General features: G+C 74.3%; 23 protein-coding genes. 10 read left to right on the top strand and 13 right to left on the bottom strand.

Annotated elements, in window-relative coordinates; translation table 11 throughout:
- Positions 1-57 precede the first annotated feature (57 nt).
- Both ACFYO8_RS24880 and ACFYO8_RS24875 read right to left on the bottom strand, forming a co-directional pair.
- Complete coding sequence (locus ACFYO8_RS24880; protein ID WP_354871847.1) at positions 58-1146, bottom strand: zinc-binding dehydrogenase; 1089 nt, start codon at positions 1144-1146, stop codon at positions 58-60.
- Positions 1139-2149 carry a Gfo/Idh/MocA family oxidoreductase gene (locus tag ACFYO8_RS24875; RefSeq protein WP_354871844.1) on the bottom strand — a complete coding sequence of 337 codons (1011 nt, stop codon included), beginning with the start codon at positions 2147-2149 and terminating at the stop codon, positions 1139-1141. The genes ACFYO8_RS24880 and ACFYO8_RS24875 overlap by 8 nt, the downstream gene beginning before the upstream one ends.
- 202 nt (positions 2150-2351) lie before the next feature.
- Here ACFYO8_RS24875 and ACFYO8_RS24870 point away from each other — a divergent pair, with 202 nt between their 5' ends.
- The 5 genes from ACFYO8_RS24870 (at position 2352) to ctaD (ending at position 8108) form a co-directional block, all read left to right on the top strand.
- On the top strand, positions 2352-3377 hold the full coding sequence (locus tag ACFYO8_RS24870) for a glucosyl-3-phosphoglycerate synthase (RefSeq protein WP_387257603.1): 1026 nt from the start codon (positions 2352-2354) through the stop codon (positions 3375-3377).
- 28 nt (positions 3378-3405) lie between these two features.
- Positions 3406-4560 carry a glycosyltransferase gene (locus ACFYO8_RS24865; RefSeq protein ID WP_354871839.1) on the top strand — a complete coding sequence of 385 codons (1155 nt, stop codon included), beginning with the start codon at positions 3406-3408 and terminating at the stop codon, positions 4558-4560.
- 119 nt (positions 4561-4679) lie between these two features.
- Positions 4680-5132: a DUF4383 domain-containing protein gene (locus tag ACFYO8_RS24860; protein ID WP_354872119.1), complete on the top strand. Its 453-nt coding sequence runs from the start codon at positions 4680-4682 to the stop codon at positions 5130-5132.
- Between the two features lie 152 nt (positions 5133-5284).
- Positions 5285-6016 carry an ATP-binding protein gene (locus ACFYO8_RS24855; RefSeq protein WP_355096735.1) on the top strand — a complete coding sequence of 244 codons (732 nt, stop codon included), beginning with the start codon at positions 5285-5287 and terminating at the stop codon, positions 6014-6016.
- Between the two features lie 88 nt (positions 6017-6104).
- A complete protein-coding gene (gene ctaD, locus ACFYO8_RS24850; protein WP_355096737.1) occupies positions 6105-8108 on the top strand; it encodes a cytochrome c oxidase subunit I in 2004 nt (667 codons plus the stop codon).
- 96 nt (positions 8109-8204) lie between these two features.
- On the opposite strand, the gene ACFYO8_RS24845 is transcribed toward ctaD, so the two are convergent.
- On the bottom strand, positions 8205-9338 hold the full coding sequence (locus ACFYO8_RS24845) for a SigB/SigF/SigG family RNA polymerase sigma factor (RefSeq protein WP_354871832.1): 1134 nt from the start codon (positions 9336-9338) through the stop codon (positions 8205-8207).
- A 242-nt stretch (positions 9339-9580) separates the two neighbouring features.
- Positions 9581-10990, bottom strand: a complete 1410-nt coding sequence (locus ACFYO8_RS24840) for a hypothetical protein (RefSeq protein ID WP_354871830.1) — start codon at positions 10988-10990, stop codon at positions 9581-9583.
- Positions 10991-11179: 189 nt separating this feature from the next.
- On the opposite strand from ACFYO8_RS24840, the gene ACFYO8_RS24835 reads away from it, so the two are divergent.
- Positions 11180-11404, top strand: coding sequence for a CDGSH iron-sulfur domain-containing protein (locus tag ACFYO8_RS24835; RefSeq protein ID WP_387189421.1), 225 nt, complete (start codon positions 11180-11182; stop codon positions 11402-11404).
- A gap of 84 nt (positions 11405-11488) precedes the next feature.
- On the opposite strand, the gene ACFYO8_RS24830 is transcribed toward ACFYO8_RS24835, so the two are convergent.
- From ACFYO8_RS24830 to ACFYO8_RS24820, 3 genes are read right to left on the bottom strand one after another with little or no spacing between them, the layout of a single operon-like run.
- Positions 11489-12535: an iron-containing redox enzyme family protein gene (locus tag ACFYO8_RS24830; RefSeq protein WP_354871824.1), complete on the bottom strand. Its 1047-nt coding sequence runs from the start codon at positions 12533-12535 to the stop codon at positions 11489-11491.
- A gap of 51 nt (positions 12536-12586) precedes the next feature.
- Positions 12587-14335 carry a thiamine pyrophosphate-binding protein gene (locus ACFYO8_RS24825; protein ID WP_354871822.1) on the bottom strand — a complete coding sequence of 583 codons (1749 nt, stop codon included), beginning with the start codon at positions 14333-14335 and terminating at the stop codon, positions 12587-12589.
- Complete coding sequence (locus tag ACFYO8_RS24820; protein ID WP_354871820.1) at positions 14328-15452, bottom strand: Vms1/Ankzf1 family peptidyl-tRNA hydrolase; 1125 nt, start codon at positions 15450-15452, stop codon at positions 14328-14330. The genes ACFYO8_RS24825 and ACFYO8_RS24820 overlap by 8 nt, the downstream gene beginning before the upstream one ends.
- A 151-nt stretch (positions 15453-15603) precedes the next feature.
- On the opposite strand from ACFYO8_RS24820, the gene ACFYO8_RS24815 reads away from it, so the two are divergent.
- Both ACFYO8_RS24815 and ACFYO8_RS24810 read left to right on the top strand, forming a co-directional pair.
- Positions 15604-16143 (top strand): hypothetical protein, encoded by a 540-nt coding sequence (locus ACFYO8_RS24815; protein ID WP_387188856.1) that lies wholly within the window; start codon positions 15604-15606, stop codon positions 16141-16143.
- Between the two features lie 36 nt (positions 16144-16179).
- Positions 16180-17070 carry an alpha/beta fold hydrolase gene (locus ACFYO8_RS24810; RefSeq protein WP_387188873.1) on the top strand — a complete coding sequence of 297 codons (891 nt, stop codon included), beginning with the start codon at positions 16180-16182 and terminating at the stop codon, positions 17068-17070.
- On the opposite strand, the gene ACFYO8_RS24805 is transcribed toward ACFYO8_RS24810, so the two are convergent.
- Positions 17051-17392: a DUF3817 domain-containing protein gene (locus ACFYO8_RS24805; RefSeq protein ID WP_354871818.1), complete on the bottom strand. Its 342-nt coding sequence runs from the start codon at positions 17390-17392 to the stop codon at positions 17051-17053. The genes ACFYO8_RS24810 and ACFYO8_RS24805 overlap by 20 nt on opposite strands.
- 185 nt (positions 17393-17577) lie before the next feature.
- Here ACFYO8_RS24805 and ACFYO8_RS24800 point away from each other — a divergent pair, with 185 nt between their 5' ends.
- Positions 17578-19056, top strand: a complete 1479-nt coding sequence (locus tag ACFYO8_RS24800) for a glutamate--cysteine ligase (RefSeq protein ID WP_387188857.1) — start codon at positions 17578-17580, stop codon at positions 19054-19056.
- Positions 19057-19068: 12 nt separating this feature from the next.
- Here ACFYO8_RS24800 and bla read toward each other — a convergent pair whose 3' ends face one another.
- From bla to ACFYO8_RS24780, 4 genes are all read right to left on the bottom strand, one after another.
- Positions 19069-19989 carry a class A beta-lactamase gene (bla, locus tag ACFYO8_RS24795; RefSeq protein ID WP_387188859.1) on the bottom strand — a complete coding sequence of 307 codons (921 nt, stop codon included), beginning with the start codon at positions 19987-19989 and terminating at the stop codon, positions 19069-19071.
- A gap of 92 nt (positions 19990-20081) precedes the next feature.
- On the bottom strand, positions 20082-20639 hold the full coding sequence (locus tag ACFYO8_RS24790; protein WP_354871811.1) for a dihydrofolate reductase family protein: 558 nt from the start codon (positions 20637-20639) through the stop codon (positions 20082-20084).
- A gap of 87 nt (positions 20640-20726) precedes the next feature.
- Positions 20727-21332 (bottom strand): DUF6518 family protein, encoded by a 606-nt coding sequence (locus ACFYO8_RS24785; protein ID WP_387188860.1) that lies wholly within the window; start codon positions 21330-21332, stop codon positions 20727-20729.
- A gap of 47 nt (positions 21333-21379) precedes the next feature.
- Entirely contained in the window at positions 21380-21670 is a 291-nt protein-coding gene (locus ACFYO8_RS24780) for a helix-turn-helix transcriptional regulator (protein ID WP_354871807.1), read from the bottom strand.
- Between the two features lie 64 nt (positions 21671-21734).
- Between ACFYO8_RS24780 and map the strand changes: the two genes are divergently transcribed.
- Entirely contained in the window at positions 21735-22508 is a 774-nt protein-coding gene (gene map / locus ACFYO8_RS24775) for a type I methionyl aminopeptidase (protein ID WP_354871805.1), read from the top strand.
- A 26-nt stretch (positions 22509-22534) separates the two neighbouring features.
- Here the strand turns inward: map and ACFYO8_RS24770 are convergent, their stop codons facing one another.
- Positions 22535-23182 (bottom strand): maleylpyruvate isomerase family mycothiol-dependent enzyme, encoded by a 648-nt coding sequence (locus tag ACFYO8_RS24770; protein WP_354871802.1) that lies wholly within the window; start codon positions 23180-23182, stop codon positions 22535-22537.
- Positions 23183-23299: the final 117 nt, after the last annotated feature.

Here is a 23299-nt window from a genome sequence, read left to right as displayed (position 1 = left end):
GGCACTTCGTGTCCGTTTTGTCGCCGCCAACCTCATGATCGACGCCTTGAGAGCGGGTCAGGGGGTGAGGACCACCTGGAGCTCCGCGCGGCGGCGCTCGGCCAGGTCGGTCAGCAGGGCCGGGGCCTCGTCCAGCGGGACCACGGCCGAGACCAGGTGCTTGCGGATCACGTCGCCGTACTGGCGCAGCAGCTCGATCGTCTCCGCCGACAGCCGCTCGCGGTCCCAGGTGGGGGCCAGCCCGCGCGGCACCCGGCCGATCTGCGCGCAGCGCAGCGACAGCCCGTTGTGGTGGAACTCCTCACCGAGCCGCACCGCGTCCGCGCCGGCCTGGTAGAACGCCAGGTCGATCACCGTGCCCTGGGGACGCAGCAGGCGCAGCGCGAGCTGCAACGCCCAGTCCTGGCCGCGGCACTGGAACACCACGTCGGCGCCCCGGTCCCCGGCGGCGTGGTTCCACCGGGTCTTGAGCACCACGGCCGGGTCGTCCGCGTCCGGGTCGAGCGTGTCCAGGCCGAGCGCCTCGGCGACCTGCCGCCGGGCCGGCGTCGGGTCGACCACCACCACCGAGGCGGCGCCGTGGCGGCGGGCGAACAGCGCGGTGAGCAGCGCGACCACGCCCCCGCCGACCACCGCCACCCGGCGCCCGCGTACGCCGTCGCCGAGCGTGCGCACGTCCGCGCCGCACAGGTCGGCGGCGGCGTGCAGCAGCCCGTTGGCGCAGATCGGGCCCATGTGCGCCACGTACACGCCGAGCAGCGGATCGAGGTCGTCGGGCAGCGGCACGAACCGCTCGGCGAGCGGGTCGGCGACCCAGCCGCTGCGGTGCCCGTACGTCATGGCGCCGACCTCGCCCACCGCGACGGCCGGGGTCCGGCTCTCCACCACGCGCCCCACCTGCATGTAGCCGAGCCGGGTCACCGGGTACGGCGTGCCCGCCCCGCCGGGCCGGAACAGCCCGAGCGCGGCGTCCCAGGTGACGTGCAGGTAGGGGTTGGTGCCCTTGACGAAGCTCAGTTCGGTGCCGGCGGACACGCCGCTGTAGAGCGTCTCCACCCGGAATGTGCCCTCGCGCAGCTCCGGCGCGTCCAGCTCGGCCAGCTCGACCAGGCCGGGGCCGGCGACCACCACCACCCGGTCACGCATCGACGCTCGCCCCCGCCGCGGTGAGCCGGGACGCCGGGCCGGTCGGCAGCGCCACCGGCCGGCCGGTACGCGCCGACTCGGCCACCGCGAGCGCGAGCCGGTGGGTGCGCAGCGCCTCGGCGTACGGCACCCGCACGTCGTCGCCGAGGCCGCACACGGCGTCGACGAAGGCGCGGTCGACGGCGACCCGCGCGGCGTCCGGGTCGGCGGCCAGGTGCCGTTCGCCGTCGCCGTCGCGCACGGTCAGGCCGTCCTCGGAGAGCCACAGCGCCAGCCCGTCGGCGAGGATCTCCACGCCGGCCCGGTGCTTCCAGCCGAGCACGCAGGACGCGGCGAGCGTGCCGACCGCGCCGGAGCCGAGGCGCAGCGTGGCAGCGGTCACCGAGTCGATGTCGGCGCCGTCGACCGGCGGCGGGGCGCCGTCGCCGTACGCGGTCACCTCCACCGCCTCGCCGGCCAGCAGCCGGATCAGGTCCAGCACGTGTGCGGCCTGCTCGACCACCGGGCCGCCGGAGCGGTCCCGCCGCGCCCACCAGGCCACCGGCGGCACCTTGTCGAGCCAGGCGCCGTTGACCATCCGGACCGGACGGTCGGCGAGCAGCCGCCGGGCCTCCTCGACCACGTGCAGGTAGCGCCAGTGGTGCCCGACGCCGGTGAGCAGTCCCCGCTGTTGCGCCAGCGCCGCGATCCGCTCGGCGGTGTCCAGGTCGAGGGCCACCGGCTTCTCCACGAACATGGGCACCCCGGCGGCGATCACCGCCTCCTCGGCCGGTCCGTGCGCGAACGGTGGCACGCACACGTACACCGCGTCCGGGCCGGCCGCGAGCAGCTCGTCCACGTCGCGGAACACCCGGCCGCCGTACGTGGCGGCGAGCGACCGTGCCGCGTCCGGCGCGACGTCGGTCACGCCGAGCAGTTCCACGTCCTCGAAGCCGGTGAGCACCCGGGCGTGGCGTTGCGCCACCCCGCCGGCTCCGACAAGTCCCACCCGGCAGGCACGCATCGACCACAACCTCTCGCCACGACTGTAGAGAACTGGGATCACACTCCCCCCGGCGGCGTCGCGCCAAACGCCCGCCGGGGGCGCAACGTAACGTTCATCCGCCCGGAACCTCCCGGTACGGGCCAGGTGATCAGGTTGTTGGGCAAGATCCGGTTAGCGCGGATGCGGGATTGGGAAAACCAGGTCTGCGATTCCACCATCGATGGGGGTGCCCGTGCGGGAGTCAGATTCGACCGTCTCACCAGTAGTGGAGGCGTGGGCCACGTACCGCACCAGCACCGCCGCCGACTGGCCGGCGCAGCGACTGGTGCGGGCCAAGGGGAACAGCCGGGTCAGCGTGGTGCTGCCGGCGCGCAACGAGGAGGCGACGGTCGGCGCCATCGTGTCGACGGTCCGGGAACACCTGATGGACCGCGTACCGCTGGTCGACGAGCTGATCGTGGTCGACTCCCGGTCCACCGACCGGACCGCGCGGGTCGCGCGCGCGGCCGGCGCCGAGGTGGTCAGCCAGGACGCGATGACCCGCGGGCTGCCCCGGCTGACCGGCAAGGGCGACGCGCTCTGGGCCGGCCTGGCCGCGGCCGAGGGCGACGTGGTCGCGTTCATCGACGCCGACCTGCGCGAGTTCCGGCCGCACTTCGTGACCGGGCTGCTCGGTCCGCTGCTCACCGACCCGAGCGTGGACTTCGTGAAGGGCTTCTACCACCGGCCGCTGGTCGGTGCGGCGGGCGTGGAGCCCGACGGCGGCGGGCGGGTGACGGAGCTGATGGCCCGGCCGCTGCTGAACCTGTTCTGGCCGGAGCTGGCCGGGTTCGTGCAACCGCTGGCGGGCGAGTACGCCGGCCGCCGGGAGGTGCTGGAGCGGGTGCCGTTCGTCACCGGCTACGGGGTCGAGACGGCCATGCTGATCGACCTGCTGGAACTGGTCGGGCTCGACGCGCTGGCCCAGGTCGACCTGGGTGAGCGCAAGCACCGGCACCAGGACACCGCGGCGCTGGGCCGGATGTCCGCCCAGATCATGCTGACCGCCTGGTCCCGGCTGCAACGACGCGGGTGGGCCGCGCCCGGGATGGCGCCGACCGCGCTGCTGACCCAGTTCCGCCGGGGCGGCTCGGAGGCGCTGCCCAACCTGGACCGCGAGATCGTGGTGAACGACGTGTCCGTGCAGGAACGCCCGCCGCTGGCGCAGTTGCGGCACCGTCTCCCCCGCCGCCGGGTCGCCGCGTGAGCGGGATGAGCCCGAGAGAGGACAGCGCATGACGCTCACCGTGCTGATGAACGCCGGGCCGTGGCTGTCCGTGCCGCCGCCGGGCTACGGCGGCATCGAGAACGTGATCGCCACGCTGGTGCCGGAGCTGCGCGAGCTGGGCGTACGGGTGGTGCTGGCCTCGGTGGAGAGCAGCACGCTGCCGGTCGACGAGAAGATCGCCGTCTTCCCGGACGGCCAGTTCCACGCGTTGCAGCGGCCGTACAACCAGGTCTGCGGCGTCTCCCAGGCGCACCTGGCCGGCGTGGCGCGCACGCTGCACGCCCGCGACGACATCGACCTGGTGCACGACCACGTGGAGGCGGTCGGGCTGGCCACCCTCGCCGCGATGGGCCCGGACGCCCCGCCGGTGCTGCACACCCTGCACTGGGACCTCGCCAAGCACCCCGAGCTGTACGGCAACCTCGACGGCGGCGACCGGGTACGGGTCAACGGCGTCTCCGCGTCGCAGCTGGCGCGCGCCCCGGAGGCGCTGCGCGCGCACTCGGTGGGGCACGTGCACCTGTCCACCCCCCTCGCCGTGGACGCGGACCGGCAGGCGCCGGCGGCGAAGGACGACCACGTGGTGATCCTCGGCCGGATCAACCCGGGCAAGGGGCAGGACCTGGGCGCCCGGCTGGCGCACGAGGCGGGTTTCCGGCTGGTGCTGGCCGGGCCGGTCGGCCCGTACCACCGGCCGGAGGATCTGGCCGCGGCCGGCGACGAGGCGCGGCAGAACCCGGACGTGCGCTTCTTCTACGAGCACGTCGCGCCGCACGTCGACGGCGACCGGGTGCGGTGGGTCGGCACGGTGGCCGGGCGGGAGCGCGACGACCTGGTCGCCTCCGCGCGCGCGTCGCTGTTCCCGCTGCGCTGGGAGGAGCCGGGCGGCACCGCCGTGGTCGAGTCGCTGTCGCTCGGCACGCCGGTGGTCGCCACCGCCCGCGGCTGCCTGCCGGAGCTGATCGAGCACAGCCGTACCGGCCTGCTCACCGGCGACGAGCAGGAGCTGGGCGATCTGGTGCTCGCCGCCACCGGGCTGGATCCGGCGGAGTGCCGGCGGGAGGCGGCCCGGCGGTTCACCCCGGCCCGGATGGCGCAGCGGTACGTCGAGCTGTACGACCGGGTCCGGGCGGGCGTGGCGAAGCCCTTGCAGCCCGCCTGATCCCCCTCGGTCACGTCGCCGGCCCGGCCGCCCCGCGTGGCCGGGCCGGCGTTTGCCCCCGCCGGGCGCGGGAAACCGGCGCTTCCCGCGGTGGCGAGGAGGCCGGCGTGACGAACTCGATGGCGCACTCCCGCGCGCGCCGCAACCCGGCCGACGGCCGCTCGCCGGTACGCCGGATCGCGTCGGCGTTCGCCGTGCTCCTGCTGCTGCTCGGCGCGCTGGGCTTCGTGCCGGGCATCACCAGCGACTACGCGGATCTGCGCTTCGCCGGGCCGGGTTCCGGCGCCCGGCTGTTCGGGGTGTTCCAGGTCTCGGCCGTGCACAACCTGGTCCACCTGGCGCTCGGTGCGGCCGGGCTGGTGCTGGCCCGAACCGTGGCCGGGGCCCGCGCGTTCCTGGTCGGCGCCGGGGCGGTCTACCTGGCGCTGTGGCTCTACGGCCTGGCCGTCGACCGGCGCGACGCGGCGAACGCGCTCGCGGTCAACCGCGCCGACTCGTGGCTGCACCTGCTGCTGGGCGCCGCCATGCTGGCGCTGGGGCTGTTCGCGGCCCGTCGTGGGGACCGTCACTGACCTGCCCACCGCCGGCCCGGATGGCCGGTTTCGCCGGTCCGGTGCCCGGGTACGTCCGTAGTCCTCCGGCTGCGGGAGGCGGCGACCGCCCCGGCCGAGCGGCCCTCCCCGACGAGGGCGGCCCTCCCCGACGAGAAGGAAACGAGGCGGCGATGGTGACCCGGATCAGGTGCGAGGTCCGCGACGAGTCGCCGGTCACTGTCGTACGGCTGGCCGGAGCGCTCGACCTGGGCACGATGCGCGCGGTGCACGAGGTGCTCGACCGCTGCCTCGCCGCGCAGCCGGACGCCCTCGTGGTCGACCTGGAGGAGATCGAGGTCGGCGAGCCGCTGGCGCTGTCGGTCTTCGCCGCCGCCGCGCGGCGGGCCGCGGACTGGCCGGCGGTGCCGATGGTGCTCGCCGCTCCCCCGGCCGAGACGGCGGCCCGGCTGAACGAGACCACCGCCTGCCGCGTGGTGCCGGTACGCCGCGACTGCGCCGAGGCGACGGCGCTGGCCGGCGCCGACCCGGCGCCCCGGCTGCGGGTCCGCCTGGAGCCCGTCACCGGCGCCTGCCGGCGGGCCCGGGAGCTGGTCACCGAGGCGTGCGGCAGGTGGAACGTGCCGGAGCTGGCCGGCCCGGCCTCGCTGGTGCTCAGCGAGCTGGTCGGCAACGTGGTGCGACACGCCGGCACGCCGATGCAGGTGACGCTGACGCTGCGCCGGCCGTACCTGCGGGTCGCGGTGATGGACGGCAACCCGGCCGACGCCCGCGCCGCGAGCAGCCGTGACCCGCGCGCCGAGGGTGGCCGCGGGCTGATGCTGGTGCGGGAGCTGACCCAGCGCTGGGGCAGCACTCCGGTCGGCGCCGGCAAGGTCGTCTGGGCCATGCTCCCGGCGAACTGACCGAATTCTCCGCTCTCGCCTGGTTACATGGACAGAGGGCCGGGTACGCCCGCCCGTCCTGTCTGTCGTCACCACGGGGTGAGATGCCATGCCCAAGCGGGTAGTCACGGAACCGGCACGAGACCGAGGGCCCGCGATCCTGGCGCCGGCCCGGTTCGGGGGGTTCCCCGGACCGACGCGTGAGGCGGTGAAGGGCAACGCGCTGTGGCGTCTGCTGCGCACCACCGACGCCAAGCAGATCGGCATGCTCTACCTGATGACGTCGTTCGCCTACTTCATCGTCGGCGGCGTCCTGGCGTTGATCATCCGGGTGGAACTGGCCCGGCCGGGGATGCAGGTGGTCTCCCCCGAGCAGTACAACCAGATGTTCACCATGCACGGCACCGTCATGCTGCTGCTGTTCGCCACCCCGCTGTTCTTCGGGTTCGCCAACTACCTGGTGCCGTTGCAGATCGGCGCCGCCGACGTGGCGTTCCCCCGGCTGAACGCGTTCGCGTACTGGCTCTACTTCCTGGGCGCGCTGATGGTCGTGGGCGGGTTCGCCACCCCGGCCGGCGCGGCGGACTTCGGCTGGACCGCGTACACGCCGCTGAGCACCGCGCAGCACTCCCCCGGCGTCGGCGCGAACCTGTGGGTGGTCGGCCTGACCGTGTCCGGTCTCGGCACGATCCTCGGCGCGGTCAACCTGATCACCACGATCGTGACGCTGCGCGCACCCGGCATGACCATGTTCCGGATGCCGATCTTCACCTGGAACACGCTGCTCACCAGCGTCCTGGTGATCTTCGTGTTCCCGCTGCTGGCCGCCGCGCTGCTGGCGCTGGCCTCGGACCGGCTGCTGCACTCGCACGTGTACGACTCGACGACCGGCGGGCCGATGCTCTGGCAGCACCTGTTCTGGTTCTTCGGCCATCCCGAGGTGTACATCATCGCGCTGCCGTTCTTCGGCATCATCACCGAGATCATCCCGGTGTTCTCGCGCAAGCCGATCTTCGGCTACACCGGCCTGGTGCTGGCCACGGTGGCCATCACGGTGCTGTCCATGTCGGTCTGGGCCCACCACATGTTCGCCACCGGGCAGGTGCTGCTGCCGTTCTTCAGCATCCTGAGCTTCCTGATCGCGGTGCCCACGGGGGTGAAGTTCTTCAACTGGATCGGCACCATGTGGAAGGGGCAGATCACCTTCGAGACGCCGATGCTGTTCGCCGTCGGCTTCCTGGTGACGTTCCTGCTCGGCGGCCTGACCGGGGTGCTGCTGGCCAGCCCGCCGGTGGACTGGCACGTCACCGACACCTACTTCGTGGTGGCGCACTTCCACTATGTGATGTTCGGGACCATCGTGTTCGCCGCGTTCGGCGGGCTCTACTTCTGGTTCCCGAAGATGACCGGACGGCTGCTCGACGAGCGGCTGGGCAAGATGCACTTCTGGACCATGTTCATCGGCTTCCACGCCACGTTCCTGGTGCAGCACTGGCTGGGCAACGAGGGCATGCCCCGCCGCTACGCCGACTACCTGCCCGGCGACGGCTTCACCACGCTGAACACGATCTCCAGCATCGGCTCGTTCGTCCTCGGCGCGTCCACCCTGTTCGTGATCTGGAACATCTGGAAGTCGTGGCGGTACGGCGCGCTGGTCACCGTGGACGACCCCTGGGGCTTCGGCAACTCGCTGGAATGGGCCACCACCTGCCCGCCGCCGCTGCGCAACTTCGACCGGATGCCGCGCATCCGCTCCGAGCGGCCGGCGTTCGACCTCAAGTACGGCCCGCTCGTCTCCGACCTGGGCCGGGACCTGCCGCAGCGCACCACCAAGCCGCCGCAGACGTTCCGCGAGGAGCTGCACCACGAGCGGGACGTGCCGCAGGCGCCGTCGCGCGACGGCGCGTACGGGGCGTCCGAGGCGGTGGACTACCAGCCGGCCCCGCAGTCCGGGGCCCGGCCGGTGGAGGTGCCGGAGCCGGAGGATGTACGCCGGCCCAGCTTCGAGGAGACCGACGAGCCGGAGGACAGCGCGCTCAACGCCGAACGCGACGACCAGCCCAACGACAGGTGGCGGCACCCGCGCGGGCACGGGGACACCCCGGAGAACTGAGGACACCGACGGGAGGGCCGGCGCCGTGCGGCGCCGGCCCTCCCGTCGTACGCCTCGCGCCGGCCCCCGTGGTGGGAAGCCGGCGCGTGCGGTGGGTCAGTCAGTGGGCGGCATTCCGGCCGCGACCAGCGAGCGGCGCACCGCCGGCTGCACCCGGGTCAGCCGCAGCGGCACCCCGGTACGCGCGGCGGCGTCCCGGCCCGCCATCAGCGCGGCGATCCCGCCGGCGTCGAAGCCACCGGCCCCGACCAGGTCGACCACCACCTCGCGGGGCTGCCCGGTGACCGCCTGGAGCACCGCCCGGCGCAACTGGTCCGCGCCGGCCCGGTCCACCTCGCCGCCGACCTCGACGACCACCCGGTCGCCGTTCTGCTTCACCGAGATCCGGGCCTTCGCCGGTTCGGCCTCGGCCGTGCCGTTCTGCCAGGGCGGCGGCGCGTCGGCGAGCATCGCCTGGCGCAGCCAGGTCAGCGCCCGCGACAGCAGCCGGGACACGTGCATCTGCGAGATGCCGAACCGGGCGGCGATCTCCGCCTGGGTCTGGTTGCCGTAGAAGCGCATCGCCAGGATGCGGCGCTCCCGCCAGGGCAGCCGGTGCAGCAGGCCGCTGACCGTGACCCGGTCGTCCACCGACTCCAGCGCGTGGTCGGACTCGCCGACCAGGTCGCCGAACTCGGCCGAGCTCTCCCCGCCCACCGGTGCGTTCAGCGACGCCGGACTGTAGCCGGCGGCCGACTCCAGCGCGGCCAGGATCTCCTCCTCCGGCGTCTCCAGCCGGGCGGACAGCTCGGCCACCGTGGGAGCGCGGGACAGCTCGCTGGTCAGCGTCGCCGTCGCCTGTCCCACCTCGAGGATCAGGTCCCGCAGCCGGCGCGGCACGTGCACACCCCAGGTGCGGTCACGGAAGTGCCGTTTGATCTCGCCGACGATCGTGATGGCCGCGTACGCGGTGAACGAGCCGCGTTCCGGGTCGTACCTGTCGACGGCGTTGACCAGGCCGAGACGGGCCACCTGCTCCAGGTCCTCCAGCGGCTCGCCGCGTCCCCGGTAGCGCCGGGCGAGCCGGCCGGCGAACGGCAGCGCGAACCGGACCAGGTCGTCCCGTGCCTCCTGCCGCCGCTCCGGTGGCAGTCCCTCGATCCGGGCCGCGTACGCGAGCGCCGCGGTGTCCAGGTCCTCCAGACCCCGGTCGGTGGTCGGTGGTGTGGGTGTGGTGGTCTGTCCGAACATCCGCGCCCCCTCGCCAAAGAGCCCCCGCCCGGTCGGAACCGGTCGTGCGCGTGGTCGGACCACGCACCGGGTGAGGAAGTTGGGTTACGTGACGGATACGTCGAAAGCGGCGGCTACCCGCCGCACGGCGTCGTGGGCCGTTTCGCGGCGAGCGGTCTTCCCGCTCCGTAGGTACTCAATCACGGACCGCAGGATCGCGAGGATGTTTCGTCAGGTTGGCCGGGCAGCGGTGCCGCCGAGGGTCAGCTGACCAGCAGGCCCTGGTGGGCACCCGCGTCGCGCAGCGCGCTGAGCGCCTCGGCCATCCGCAGCGGCGGCGGCACGGGCAGGTCACAGGGCTGGTTGCGCAACACCTCCGTGGCACGTCGGGTGGGTACCGAGGCGACCGGGTAGCCGCGGGCGGCGCCCCGGTCCACGGCCCGCCGCTTGCGCCCGAAGCCGGCCACGGCCAGCCACTGGGGCAGTCCCGCGTACGCGGGCGAGCGCAGGCCGGGCGGCTCGGGCAGCACGTCCACCGAGCTGAACGGCTCGCTGCCGGCCAGCCACCACTCGACGCCGGCGACCCGGCGCGCGGTGGCGTTCTCGCACCAGTAGGGCACCAGGCCGGCCCGCAGCACCTGCCCCGGGTCGAGCAGCCGGCCGCACTCCACCACCAACCGGTCCCCGGTCTTGCCGGCCCGGCGCAGCCAGCGGCGGTACAGGTCGGCGGTCACCGCGCTCAGCGCGTCCGGCTGCGGCACGACCACCCGGTGCAGCGGATGCCCGTGCCGGTCGCCCCAGGAGCGGGCGTCGTGTTCGAAACCGGACTCCACGCCGTGTTCGGCGAACGCGCCCGCCACCGTGACCTCCGGCGCGCTCCAGCGCGTCTCGTCCCCGCCGGCCGCGCGCAGCACCTGGCCCAGCGCGCGGGCGTCCGGGTGGAAGTCGACCGGGTCCAGGCCGCCGGCCGGGCAGCCGGACTGGAAGCTGTGCCCGTCGCCGCCGTCACGGACCGGCCAGGTCCGGGCGTCGTGCAGCAGCAGCACCGGCGCGGCCGGCTCCAGCCGGTCGGCCAGGAAACGCGCGTACGCCTTCGGCAGTGTGCGCCAGCGCACCGCGAACGTGACCGCCGCGCCGGCCACCGCGCCCCGGCTGGCCGGGCAGTGCACCTGGCGGACGTGCACGCGCGGGTTGCCGTCGAGCAGCCGGGCGGCAAGCGTTGTCCCGTGCGCGAACGCGGCGTCCGGGCGGTCCACCGCTCCCTTGGTCCACTGCCCGGCCAGTTCGAACCCGGCCGGCAGCCAGGGCACGCCGAGCGCCACCGCGAGGTGGGCGGCGGCGCCGTGCGGCGAGCCGAGCACCACGCCGGGCCAGCGCCGGTCCGGGTACTGCCCGGCGAACCACCCGGCCACCCGCTCGGCGTCCACGGCGGCGACCTGGCCGGCGGTGAGCGCCGTCCGCCCGGCGGCCCGGACGGCGGCGGCGCGGCGTACCGGCTCGGGCGCGCCGGTGAGGCGGGACAGCGCGCCCGGGTGGCCGAGGTCGGCGCAGTCGTCGCCGCGCAGCGCCCGGACCGTCGCGGCGACCAGGATCCGGGCGGCGCTGCCGGCCGCCACCACCCGCTCCGCGGGCAGGCCCGCGCCGCTGACCCGTTCGACTCGTTCGCTCACCACGCGGCCCGGCTTCCCGTCCCTCTGGGGTCTAAACGGGGCATCTCCCCACGGGTCAGGACCAAGGCCCGCCCGGTACCGGCACCGCCCGCCGCACCCAGGCACGCCGTCGCGCCGCGTGTTCGCCGTCGCGGGCGCAAGGGTGCTCGGGGTGCGGGTTTGGGCCGGACCGGGACGGGCACTGCACCGCGCATGCCCGACGACGAGAGCACCCCGGCGGCGACCATCACCCCGTACCGGGACGGACCACTGCTGGTACGCGGCGACTTCGCGCTCGTCACGCCCGAGGGCACGCCGATCGAGACGCGCCGGGGCACCGTGGCGTTGTGCCGGTGCGGCAAGAGCGCCATCAAGCCCTTCTGCGACGGTACGCACAAGGTGGCCGGTTTCCGCGCCGGCACCGACCGCGAGGACTGACTCCCACCTCGCCGATCGCGCACCTCGGGCGGCAAGACCCGCGAACCGGGCACCTCAAGGGCCGGAACCGCAAGATCTCGGGCCTCAGGCCGCGGCGAGGACCGGGGCGGGCAGGCGCAGCGACGACTCCCCGCCCGACCAGGCGCCGAGCAGGTGTGCGGCGAACAGCCCGTCCAGCGCCAGCGCGGCGGCGGCGCCGAACAGCACGTCGGAGGCGAGCGCCGGCTCGGCCCGGACCAGCCCCCCGCACATGTCGTGGGCCGCGATCTGCTCGTGCACGGCGTCGGCCTCGACGTGCTCGTCGTAGAAGCGGGTCGCGACCGCGTCGAAGCCGAGCCGGCGCAGTCCGTTGCCGTAGCGGCGGTTCGGCAGCGACGAGGTCATCTCGTACGCGGCCAGGTGCCCGAGCAGCGCCCCGCGCAGCCGCCGGTGCAGGCCGAACAGCGACATCAGGTTGTTCGTCGCCAGCGTCACCGCCGGCACCCGGTCCAGGTGTGCGGCGTAGCCGGTGCCCAGGCCGAGCCGGTCCATCGTGGTGCGGAACAGCTCGGCGTGCATCCGGTCCAGCCGGCCGTTGCCGTACTCGTCGGTCTGGATCTCCACCAGCGCCGCCTTCGCCGGGCCGCCGAGCCGGGGCAGCGCCCAGCTGTGCGGGTCGGCCTCGCGCAGGTGATAGATCGAGCGGTGGACGACGAACTCGCGGAACTGGCCGAGGTCGGCCCGCCGTTGCAGCGCGGCGGCCAGCGGCGGCCCGTCGTCGGCGGCCACCAGGTCGGCCAGCGCGCCGGGCAGGGCGGCCGGCAGCACCGCGGGCAGCGGGCCGGCCAGCTCACGCAGCGCCGCCTCGAACGGCCGCTCGGCGCGGGCGCGCAGCGCCAGCAGCGACGGCTCCCACTCCCACTCCTCGTCGACGCCGGACCAGCCCCGGTAGTGCAGTTCGTAGCAGAGGAACAGGGTGAGCTGGAGATCCTCGTCGGTCAGCGGCGCGGCCACCGCGTCGAATCCGGCGCCCAGCCCGGCCGGCAGCTCCCCCGGCGCCTCGCGCAGCGCGGTCAGCAGCGCGGCGGAGACCGGGCCGCGAGCGGCCGGCAGCGGAGCCGGGCCGTAACGACGGTCGGCGGCGACGGACATGGGACCTCCCGGGACGGTTGTGCCTGGTCGCAGTGCCCCGCAGTGATCCGGCTAAACGACCTCGTCGGCCGCGATGGCCTCGGTCTGGATCACCCGCTCCCGCACCCGGCGGGCCGCGTCCCCGTCGGCCACCAGGCCGCGCAGGTCCGCGAGCGCCGGTTCGGGCGCGTCCAGCGGCACGGCCGGGTCCACCACCGCCTCCAGGACGGCGGGACGGTCGGCCGCCAGCACCTCGTCCCAGGCGGCGCCGACCAGGTCGGGCCGGTCCACCCGTACGCCGTGCAGCCCGAGCAGGCGGGCCCACCCGGCGTACGGCACCTCGGGCCGCCGTCCCCCCGGTGACCGGCCACCACCGACGCCGGACTGGTCCCGGTTGTTCAGCACCAGCACGATCAGCCGGGGGTCGCGCCACTGGGGCCAGTGGTGCGCCACCGTGATCAGCTCGGCCAGGCCGTTGAGCTGCATCGCGCCGTCGCCGAGCAGCGCGAGCACCGGCTCGTCCGGGCGGGCCAGCTTGGCCGCGACCGCGTACGGCAGGGCGCAGCCCATCGAACCGAGCGTGCCGCACAGCCGTGCCTGCACCCCCGGTGGCAGTTCCAGGTGCCGGGCGTACCAGTAGACGACCGAGCCGACGTCGACCGCGACACCGGCGTGCCGGGGCAGCCGGGCGGACAGCTCGCGGAGCACGAGCCGCGGGTCGACCGGATCGGCGGGCGAGGCGGCGCGCTCCGCGGCGGCTCCCCGCCACCGGTCCACCATCTTCTCCACCATGCCGCGCCACTCGCGGCCGGGATTCTCCGGCACCCGGGTCAGCAGCGCCCGCAGCGTCTCGGCGGCGTCGCCGACCAGCGGCACGTCCACCGGGTAGCGGGTGCCGATGCGCCGGCCGTCGATGTCGACCTGGATGGTGCGTACCTGGCCGGGCATCGGGAACCAGTCGGTCCACGGATCGTTTGTGCCGATCATCAGCAGCGTGTCGCAGGCGCCCATGAGCTGCGCGGCGGCGGTGGTGCCGACCTCGCCGAGCACGCCGGTGTGGAACGGCAGCCGCTCGTCGAGCACCGGCTTGCCCAGCAGCGACGTGGCCACGCCCGCGCCGAGCCGGTCGGCGAGCGCGACGATCTCCTCGGCCGCGCCGTGCGCGCCCTGCCCGACCAGCATCGCGACCCGCTGCCCGTTGCCGAGCAGCGAGGCGGCGGCGTCCAGGTCGGCGTCGTGCGGCATGACCCGGGCCAGCGGCTCACCGGGCGTCGCGGTGAGCACCCCGGCGGCCTGCGGCAGCAGGTCCGGTACGGCGGTGACCTGCAACGCCCGCGGCAGCACCACGCAGGTCGGGCTCCGGGTCGCCACGGCCGTACGGAACGCCTGGTCCAGCAGCGCCGGCACCTGTTCGGGCCGGCGGCCGTAGCGGACGAACTGGTTGCACACGTCGCCGAAGAGCCGGCTCAGCCCGATCTCCTCGTACGCGCCGCCGAGCGGACCGGTGACGTCCTCGCCGATGATCGCGACCACCGGCTTGCTGTCGAGCTTGGCGTCGTAGAGGCCGTTGAGCAGGTGCACCGCGCTGGGCCCCTGGGTGGCCAGGCACACCCCGACACCGCTGGTGAACTTCGCGTGCCCGGTGGCCATGTACGAGGCGGTCTCCTCGTGCCGGGCGGGGACGAACAACGGGTCCCCGCCCGCGTCGTCGAGCGCGCCCACGAGCGGGGCGACCGCCGCGCCCGGACAGCCGAAGACCCGCGGCACCCGCCAGGCCCGCAGGCGTTCGACCACCAGGTCGGCGACGATCCGCTCAGCCATTACCCCGCCCCGGCGTGCTCGCGTCGACGTACCGCAGCACCGCGCCGACCCCGTCGGTCAGCTCCGGCGCCTCCTCCGGCGCGAGCACTGTCAGGTCCGCGTCCGTGCCGATCAGCGCGCGCAGCAGCGCCGCGTCGGCGCGTACCCGCTGGGGGTCGGCCACCGACATGTCGGCCAACTGCGCCCGGTCGGTGGCGATCTCGGTCGGCTCGGGGCCCACCCACAGCTCGCCGTCGGCCGACGGGTCGTCCACGAGGAGCATGGTGTCGACCTGGTTGCGTTGCAGCGCGGAGACCACGGCGTCGAGTCCGGCGCCGACGTCCTCCTGGACGCCGAAGCGGTCCAGCGCAGCGGCGATCCGCCGGTCGGCGACCTCGGCGACGGTCTGCACCGTGATGTCGTCCATCAGCGTGTCGTCGGCGCCCACGTCACGGGCGCCGGCGTCGGTGCGGACCAGCACGTCCTGCCAGCGCGCGGGCAGCTGGGCGGCGATCATGCCGGTGGCCCGGACGTCCCCGGCCACCACGACGACGTCCGCGCCGACCCGCTCGGCCAGGTCGGCGGTGGCCGCGGCGGCGTCACCGGCGTTCTGGTGCCACGCCTCCATGGCGGCACGCTGGTAGCGGGACTGCGACCAGCCGCCCGGCTGCACCCGGCGCAGCTGGCGGTTCTGCCCGCCCTGCACCTGGGCCCGTCGGGGCACCCCGCCGGCACTGACCGCCATCGCGTCCGCGCCGGTGCGGTCGGCCAGCACCCGCACCCAGGCCACCTGCTCACCGCGCTGGGCCACCAGCGGCATGGTGTGCGGCAGCGCCGACCAGCTGGCCAGGTCGCGCAGCGGTGGGGCGGACAGGTACTCGGTGAGCGCCACGCGGCCCCGGCTGGCGAACACGGCGATGCCGTAGTCGCCGGGCATCGGCTGGTGCCGGCGGACGACCTCCTCCACCGCCTCGACGGTGACCGGGTCGGCGCCCTGCCCCAGCAGGTCGCCCTTGAGGGCCCGCCAGCGCAGGTCGACCTGCGCTCGCGCGTCCTGGGTGTCGCGGGAGGCGTCCATGTACACCGAGCACCATGGCCCGGGACGGTCGTAGAGCGGGCGCAGGAAGGACAGCTGCATGCTCGACCCCTTTCCGGCTCGGCCGCACGCATACCCGCGCCCCGGCGGAGTTCACCTGCCGGCGGCCCCGGCGTGACCGTCGTTCATTCACGTCGTTCAGCCCGAAGGATCGATACCATCTGTGCACGCAACGGGACTCTCGGTGGTGAACATGAGCACGGAGTTGTACGGCCGACGGGTCGTCCACCCGACGGAACGCGTCGTCACCGGGCGTCTGGTCCGGTTGCTGGAGGGCTATGCCCGGGAGGTCCGGGTCGGGCAACCGGCGCTGGTCGCGGTGCTCACCGCCGCGGGAGTGGTGGGGCTCCTGCTGAAGGTGGTGCGCGCGTTGCTCAGCAGTGGCGGCGGCGGGGCCCGGCGCAGCTTCAAGGACCTGAAGAAGGGGCCGGAGTTCCTGGTCACCCCGGTCCGGGTGCGCGACACCACCGGCCGGCTGGTCGAGGTCGAGCTGCACGGCCACCTGCCGCAGAGCGCGCTGCACCCGGGCGACCACGTCCAGCTCACGCTACGGGGGCAGCGCGACGAGGACCTGCCGCCGCGGATCGAGCAGATCGTCAACCTGACCACCGGGCAACTGCTGACCCCGCGTACGGCCACGCTCTGGTCGCACCTGGGGCCGGCGCTGCTGCTGCAGGCGACGCTGGGTGCCGTCCTGCTGTTCGGCGTGGCCGCCTGCTCAGCGCTGACATAGGTTTCCCGGTCGCCGGTGGCGGGCACCGCTACCGCCGTGTTCGCCGGATTCACGCTCACCGAGATCGACGTCGGCGCGGTGCGCCTGCGCGTACGTCACGGCGGCTCCGGGCCACCCGTGGTGCTGCTGCACGGGCACCCGCGTACCCATGCGACCTGGCACCGGGTGGCGCCGCGGCTGGCCGCGCGGCACACGGTGATCTGCCCGGACCTGCGCGGTTACGGCGGCTCGTCGAAGCCGCCGAGCGACCCGGGGCACACCGTCTACTCGAAGCGGGCGATGGCCGGCGACGTGGTGGGCCTGCTCGACGCGCTCGGCCACCGCCGGGCCGCCGTGATCGGGCACGACCGCGGCGCGTACGTGGCCATGCGCACCGCGCTGGACCACCCGGACCGGGTGAGCCGCCTCGGCGTGCTGGACGGCGTGCCGATCGGTGCGGCGCTGGACCGCTGCGACGCCCGGTTCGCCGCCCGCTGGTGGCACTGGTTCTTCCTCGGTCAGCTCGCCAAGCCGGCCGAGCGGGTGATCAACGCCGATCCGGACGCCTGGTACGGCGGATCGCCGGAGAAGATGGGCGAGCAGGCGTACGCCGACTACCGGGCCGCCATCCACGATCCGGCCACCGTGCACGCCATGTGCGAGGACTACCGGGCCGGGCTCGGCCCGGACCGGGCGGCTGACGACGCGGACCGGGCCGCCGGGCGGCGGATCGGCTGTCCGGTGCTGTTCGCCTGGTCCGAGCGGGACGACATGGTCGACCTCTACGGCGACCCGGCCGCCATCTGGCGGGACTGGGCCGACGACGTGCGGACCGCGTCGATCCCGTCCGGGCACCACATGGCCGAGGAGGCACCCCGGGAGCTGGCCGACGTGCTGGTCGCCTTCCTCGCCGAGGAGACAGCCGCGCTCAGCGACCGGCGGGGGTGAGCGGCCGCTCGGCCGCGGCGGGCGCGTCGAGCAGGCCCCGGCGCTGCGCCCAGCGCTCGAACAGCACTGTGGCGAACGGCGGCACGGCGGCGGCCAGGGCCAGCCCGGTCTGCACGAGGGTCCAGCGGCGCCGGCGGGCCGCCAGGAGCGCCAGCAGCCCGTAGAGCACGAACAGCCCGCCGTGGATCGGCCCGAAGATCTTGACGCCGATCTCGTTGCCGGGCGGGCCGTACTTGACCGCCATCCCGGCCAGCAGCGCCGCCCAGGAGCACGCCTCGGCGAACGCCACCACCACGAACGCCCGGGTCCACCCGTCGCGCATCAGCCACTCCCCTTCGCCGTCGGCCGCCCATGTTAGCCGCCCCGACCGGCCCGTCCGGACGCAACCCGGGTCGCCGCGGCGGGGTCACCGGGGCCGACACGGGGTACAGAAAAAGCCCCCGGGCCTTTCCTGACCCGCCGCTCCGTGCGAGGTTGGGGAGAACCAACGGTGACAGGGTGGTGACGATGGGCGAGGACGTCGGCGTGCGCACCTTCAGCCGGGAGGATCGGGCCCGCTACCGCGAGAAGGTCCGGCGATGCCTGGACGTGTTCGCCGAGATGCTGCGCGAGTCCCGGTTCGACGTGGAGCGGCCGATGACCGGCCTGGAGATCGAGCTGAATCTGGTCGACGACGGCTTCGACCCGGCCATGCGCAACGCCGACGTGCTGGAGGCGATCGCCGACCCGGCGTTCCAGACCGAGCTGGGCCAGTTCAACGTGGAGATCAACGTCGAGCCGCGGCGGCTGGCCGGCACCGGCACCGCCGCGTTCGAGGAGCACGTGCGGGCCAGCCTGAACGCCGCCGAGGAGAAGGCCCGCACGGTCGGCGCGCACATGGTGATGATCGGGATCCTGCCGACGCTGCGCCCGGAGCACCTGACCGCCGAGACGCTGTCGGCGAACCCCCGGTACGCGCTGCTCAACGAGCAGATCTTCGCCGCCCGCGGGGAGGACCTGCCGATCGCGATCAGCGGGGTGGAGCGGCTGGCCACCACCGCCGACACGATCACGCCGGAGGCGGCGTGCACCAGCACCCAGTTCCACCTCCAGGTCAGCCCGGCGCAGTTCGCCGACTACTGGAACTCGGCGCAGGCGATCGCCGGCATCCAGGTGGCTCTCGGTGCGAACTCCCCGCTGTTGTTCGGCCGGGAGCTGTGGCGCGAGACCCGGGTGCCGCTGTTCCAGCAGGCCACCGACACCCGGGCGGAGGAGATCAAGGCCCAGGGCGTACGCCCGCGGGTGTGGTTCGGCGAGCGCTGGATCACCTCGGTGTTCGACCTGTTCGAGGAGAACGTGCGCTACTTCCCGGCGCTGCTGCCGGTCTGCGACCCGGAGGACCCGGCGGCCACGCTGCACAGCGGCGGGGTGCCGAAGCTGGCCGAGCTGCGGCTGCACAACGGCACCATCTACCGGTGGAACCGACCGGTGTACGACGCGCCCAAGGGCCGCCCGCACCTGCGGGTGGAGAACCGGGTGCTGCCGGCCGGGCCGACAGTGCTGGACACGGTCGCCAACGGCGCGTTCTACTTCGGCCTGGTCCGGGCGCTCGCCGAGTCCGACCGTCCGCTCTGGTCGCAGATGTCCTTCAGCGCGGCCGAGGAGAACTTCCACGCCTGCGCCCGGCACGGCATCGACTCGCAGGTGTTCTGGCCCGGGCTGGGCTACCTGCCGGTGACCGAGCTGGTGCTACGCCGGCTGCTGCCGCTGGCCCATCAGGGGCTGGACCGGTGGGGCCTGGACCCGGCGGAACGGGACCGGCTGCTCGGCATCGTCGAGCAGCGCTGCCTGACCGGCCGCAACGGCGCGACGTGGCAGGTGGAGACGCTGCACCGCCTGGAGTCGGCCGACCACATGGACCGGCCGGCGGCGCTGCGCGAGGTGGTCCGCCACTACGTCGACCTGATGCACAGCAACCGGCCGGTGCACGAGTGGCCGATCCCCTGACCGGGCGGTAGGTCAGCGCAGCGCCGTCACTGCCACCTTCGCGGCCTGGGCGACCAGGGCGTCGTCGGGCTTCGCGTCGCGGCTGTCCCGGCTCGACAGGACGGCCAGCACGATCGGCGCCCGGCCCGGCGGCCAGACCACGGCGATGTCGTTGCGGGTGCCGTACCCGCCGGTGCCGGACTTGTCCGCCACCTGCCAGCCGTCCGGCACGCCGGCCCGGACCAGCCCGCTGCCGGTGGTGCCGGCCCGCATCCAGCCCAGCAGCAGCTCGCGGTCCGCGGGCCGCAGGGCGTCACCCAGCGTGTACGCGCGCAGCGAGCCGGCCAGCGCGCGGGGCGTGCTGGTGTCGCGCTCGTCGCCCGGCGTGGCCGCGTTCAGCTCCGGCTCGGTGCGGGCGGGCCGGGTGACCCGGTCGCCCACGTCGGAGAGCGCCCGCGCGAAGCCGGCCGGACCGCCGAGCGCGTCGAACAGCAGGTTTCCGGCGGTGTTGTCGCTGTGCCGCACCGCCGCCTCGGCGGCGGCCCGCAGGGTCATCCCGGTCCGCACGTGCCGCTCGGTCACCGGCGAGTGCGCCACCAGGTCCGCGCGCCGGTAACGGACCACCCGGTCCCGGTCGGCGTCGGACGTGGCGGCGAGCACCGCGCCCGCCGCGAGCGCCTTGCAGGTCGAGGCGTACGCGAACCGCTCGTCGGCGCGGTGCGCGAGGGTGCGGCCGGTGCCGGTGTCGACGGCGTAGACGCCGATCCGGGCGTCGAAGCGTCGCTCCAGGGCCGCCAGTTCCGGCGGCGCGGGCACCGGCGAAGGGCTCGGCGTCGCCGAGGTGGCCGATGCGGCCGGGGTGGTGTTCCGGCGCGCGGGGTCGGGCCGGTCCGTCGTACAGCCGGCCGCCAGAGCCGTCGTGAGCACCGCCGCGATCGCCTGCCGTCGCCTCATCGACCCCTCCCCCGCCGACCCGGCGCGCCCCCGGCCGGGCGTCGTCGTCACCGGTTCCGGTCGATGGCGAGCTGACGGCGACGGACTCCGAGTCAGCACGCGCGGCGGTAGTGCATGGCCACCACGCCGTTGCGGAGCGGCTCGGCCGAGAGCAGTTCGAGCCGGCGCGTGCCCGGCAGCCCGTCCTCATACAGCGTCGGGCCGTGACCGGCGATCCGGGGATGGAGGAGCAGCTTGTACTCGTCGATCAGGTCCAGCCGGTCGAGCTCGGTCGCGAGCCCGCCGCTTCCGAGGAGGACTCCGGCCGGGGTCGCGTCCTTGAGCTTCCGCACCCCCTCGCGCAGGTCACCGGTGATGTGGTGGCTGTTGGCCCACGGGAAGTCCGTACGCGTCGCCGACACCACGACCTTGGGTTTGGCCTCCAGCTTGACCGCCCACTCACGCATGGCCGGCGCCGCCTCCCGGTCGCCGCGGGCGACGGCCGGCCAGTAGGCCTCCATCAACTCGTAGGTGACGCGACCCCACAGCACCGCCCCGCTCTCGTCCATGAGGCGGGTGAAGTAGGCGCGCGACTCATCGTCGGCGATCCCCTCCTGGTGGTCGACGCAACCGTCCAGTGTGAGGTTGAGGCTGAAGATGAGCGATCCCATGGCCTGCGATTCTAGCGAAACCACGCCGCCGGCCAGGCCTTCCTCGCGTCGGCAGGTCGAGGTGCGGGCGCCCGCCGGTGCGGCGGGTCAGCCGGCGACGACGGTGAACGTGAGCGCGCCGAGCGCGGCCAGCGGGAGCGCCGCGGCGGCGGCCAGCAGCCGTAGCCGGGCGGATCGGCCGATCAGCCCCACCAGCAGCGCGGCGAGTCCGAGGTCGATCGCCACGTTCCACCAGGCGCCGGGATAGGACCCGGACTTCAGCGCGAACCGCAGCGCCTCCTCGACGAACACGGCCACCGGCAGCGCGACACCCACGATGCGCCGCCACCCGTCGGTCCGCGCCCAGATTCCGGCGACGCCGAAGACCACGCCCGCCACCACGCCGAAAGCCATCCAGACGAACGAGGTGAGCGCCCAGATCATCGCGAGGTCGTCGCCCTGGAGCAGCGTCGCCGCCAGGTAGTAGCTGGGCACCGCGACGATCAGCAGGACGCCGGCGGCCACGGCGGCGCGCACCGCGCCCGACCGGATCCACCAGCCCAGCGCGAACGCGGCTACCGCCCAGGTGGCGGTGGAGTTGCCGAGTTCGGCGAACGGGAACGGCACCCACTTGATCCAGACGAAGTCGAGGAAGCCGAGCAGGAAACCGGCGGCGGGGACGACGAGGGCGACGGCGCGATGCGAGGGTGGCATGCCGGGGAGCATACATACTCGGTATGCTCCCGTTCGACAGGGCGGTTCTACGAGGCCAGGCGCCGCTCGGACGGCGCGAGACGCACCGCGGCGTCGGATCGGTTGATCTCGGACCACACCTGGTCCAGGGAGAGACCGAGGACGTCGGCGATGGCCGCGATGGTGGGGAACGCGGGCGTGGCGACCCGGCCGGACTCGATCTTCCGGAGCGTCTCCGGCGACACGCCCGCGTCGAGCGCGGTGAGCAGCATCGAGCGCTCCCCCCGGGCGCGGCGCAGGAGCGCGCCCAGGCGCTGCCCGCGTTCGACCTCGGCGGGGGTGAGGGGCAACCGGACCATGCCGAGATTCTAATACCGGGATAACATGACCGGGATACTTATTGGTCGCGCGAGGAAGGCCCGCATGATCGAGATCCTGAGCCCCACCGACGTACGGCGGGCGCGGGACACCGGCGCCCTGGTCGCCCACATCCTCCAGACACTGCGCAGCCGCACCACCGTCGGCACGAACCTGCTCGACATCGACAGGCAGGCGCAGCGCATGATCACCGAGGCCGGGGCGCAGTCCTGCTACGTCGACTACGAGCCGTCGTTCGGGCGCGGACCGTTCGGCCACTACATCTGCACCTCGGTGAACGACGCGGTGCTGCACGGGCTGCCGCACGACTACACGCTCGCCGACGGCGACCTGCTCAGCCTCGACCTGGCCGTCTCACTGGGCGGGGTGGTGGCCGACTCCGCGATCAGCTTCCTGGTCGGCGACGCCCGGCCCGCGGAGAGCGTCGCCCTGATCGACGCGACCGAACGGGCGTTGCGCGCCGGGATCGCCGCGGCCCGCCCCGGCGCGCGCGTCGGCGACCTCTCGTACGCCATCGGCTCGGTGCTCACCGAGGCCGGATACACGGTCAACACCGAGTTCGGCGGCCACGGCGTCGGCTCGACCATGCACCAGGACCCGCACGTGTCGAACACCGGCCGGCCCGGGCGCGGCTACCCGCTGCGGCCCGGCCTGCTGCTGGCGCTGGAGCCATGGGTGATGGCGGACACGGCCACGCTGGTCACCGACGCCGACGGGTGGACGCTGCGCAGCGCGACCGGCTGCCGCACCGCGCACAGCGAGCACACCATCGCCATCACCGACGACGGCGCGGAGATCCTGACGCTGCCGAGGCCGTGACCCGGGCCGGTCGCCGCCGAGCGTCGTCAGGCAGGCGCGCAGCGCTCCCGCAGCGTCTGCACACCGGGGCCGGTGAGGTCGTCGCAGTAGGCGGCCCGCCCGGCCATGGCCATGGTCAGCGCGAGAGTGGTGCCGCTGACCAGCGGGCCGGCGCCGGCGGTGAACGGCCCGTCGGTCGCCTCCACCCGCAGGCCGTCGATCGCGCTGCGCCCGGCCACTGTGAAGTCCCGCCCGGCGTAGAACCGGGCGACCGGCGTGACCGCCTCGACCGGCGGCGTACGGTCCAGGCGGAGCGGGCGCCGGATGTCCTGGGCGTGCACCACCACCTCACCGAGCCACGCCTCGGCCGGCCCGAAGGTCGAGGTGGTGCTGCCGACGATCCGGCGGAACCGGTCCAGCGTCTCGCCCGGGTCGGCGCCCCGGTGCTCGGCCAGCCGGCGGTCGTTGTGCAGATCGAAGTCGAACCGGGCGCCGAGCACGCTGGCGAGCCAGCGGATACGCCCGACGCTCGCCGCCGCCGTCAGGTGCGCGACCGTCTCCTGCACCGTCCACCGGCCGCACAGCGAGCGCCGCACCCACTGCGCCGCGTCGAGCCCGGCGAGATCCTCGGCCAGGGCGGCGCGCTCGGCGTGCGCGAGCGCCCACAGCTCGCGGCGGGTCAGCGTGTCGGACATCAAACCTCCAGAGTCGGGTCGTCGATTGGACCGCACTGCGGCGGCGAACTCACCGCTCCTTCGCCGATCTTGGAGCTGTGGTGGTTCACCAACCCGACATCGACGACATTCGAGGCG

The organism is Micromonospora sp. NPDC005257, assembly GCF_042872445.1.
Lineage (GTDB): Bacteria > Actinomycetota > Actinomycetes > Mycobacteriales > Micromonosporaceae > Micromonospora.
This window is presented reverse-complemented; position numbering and strand designations above follow the sequence as displayed.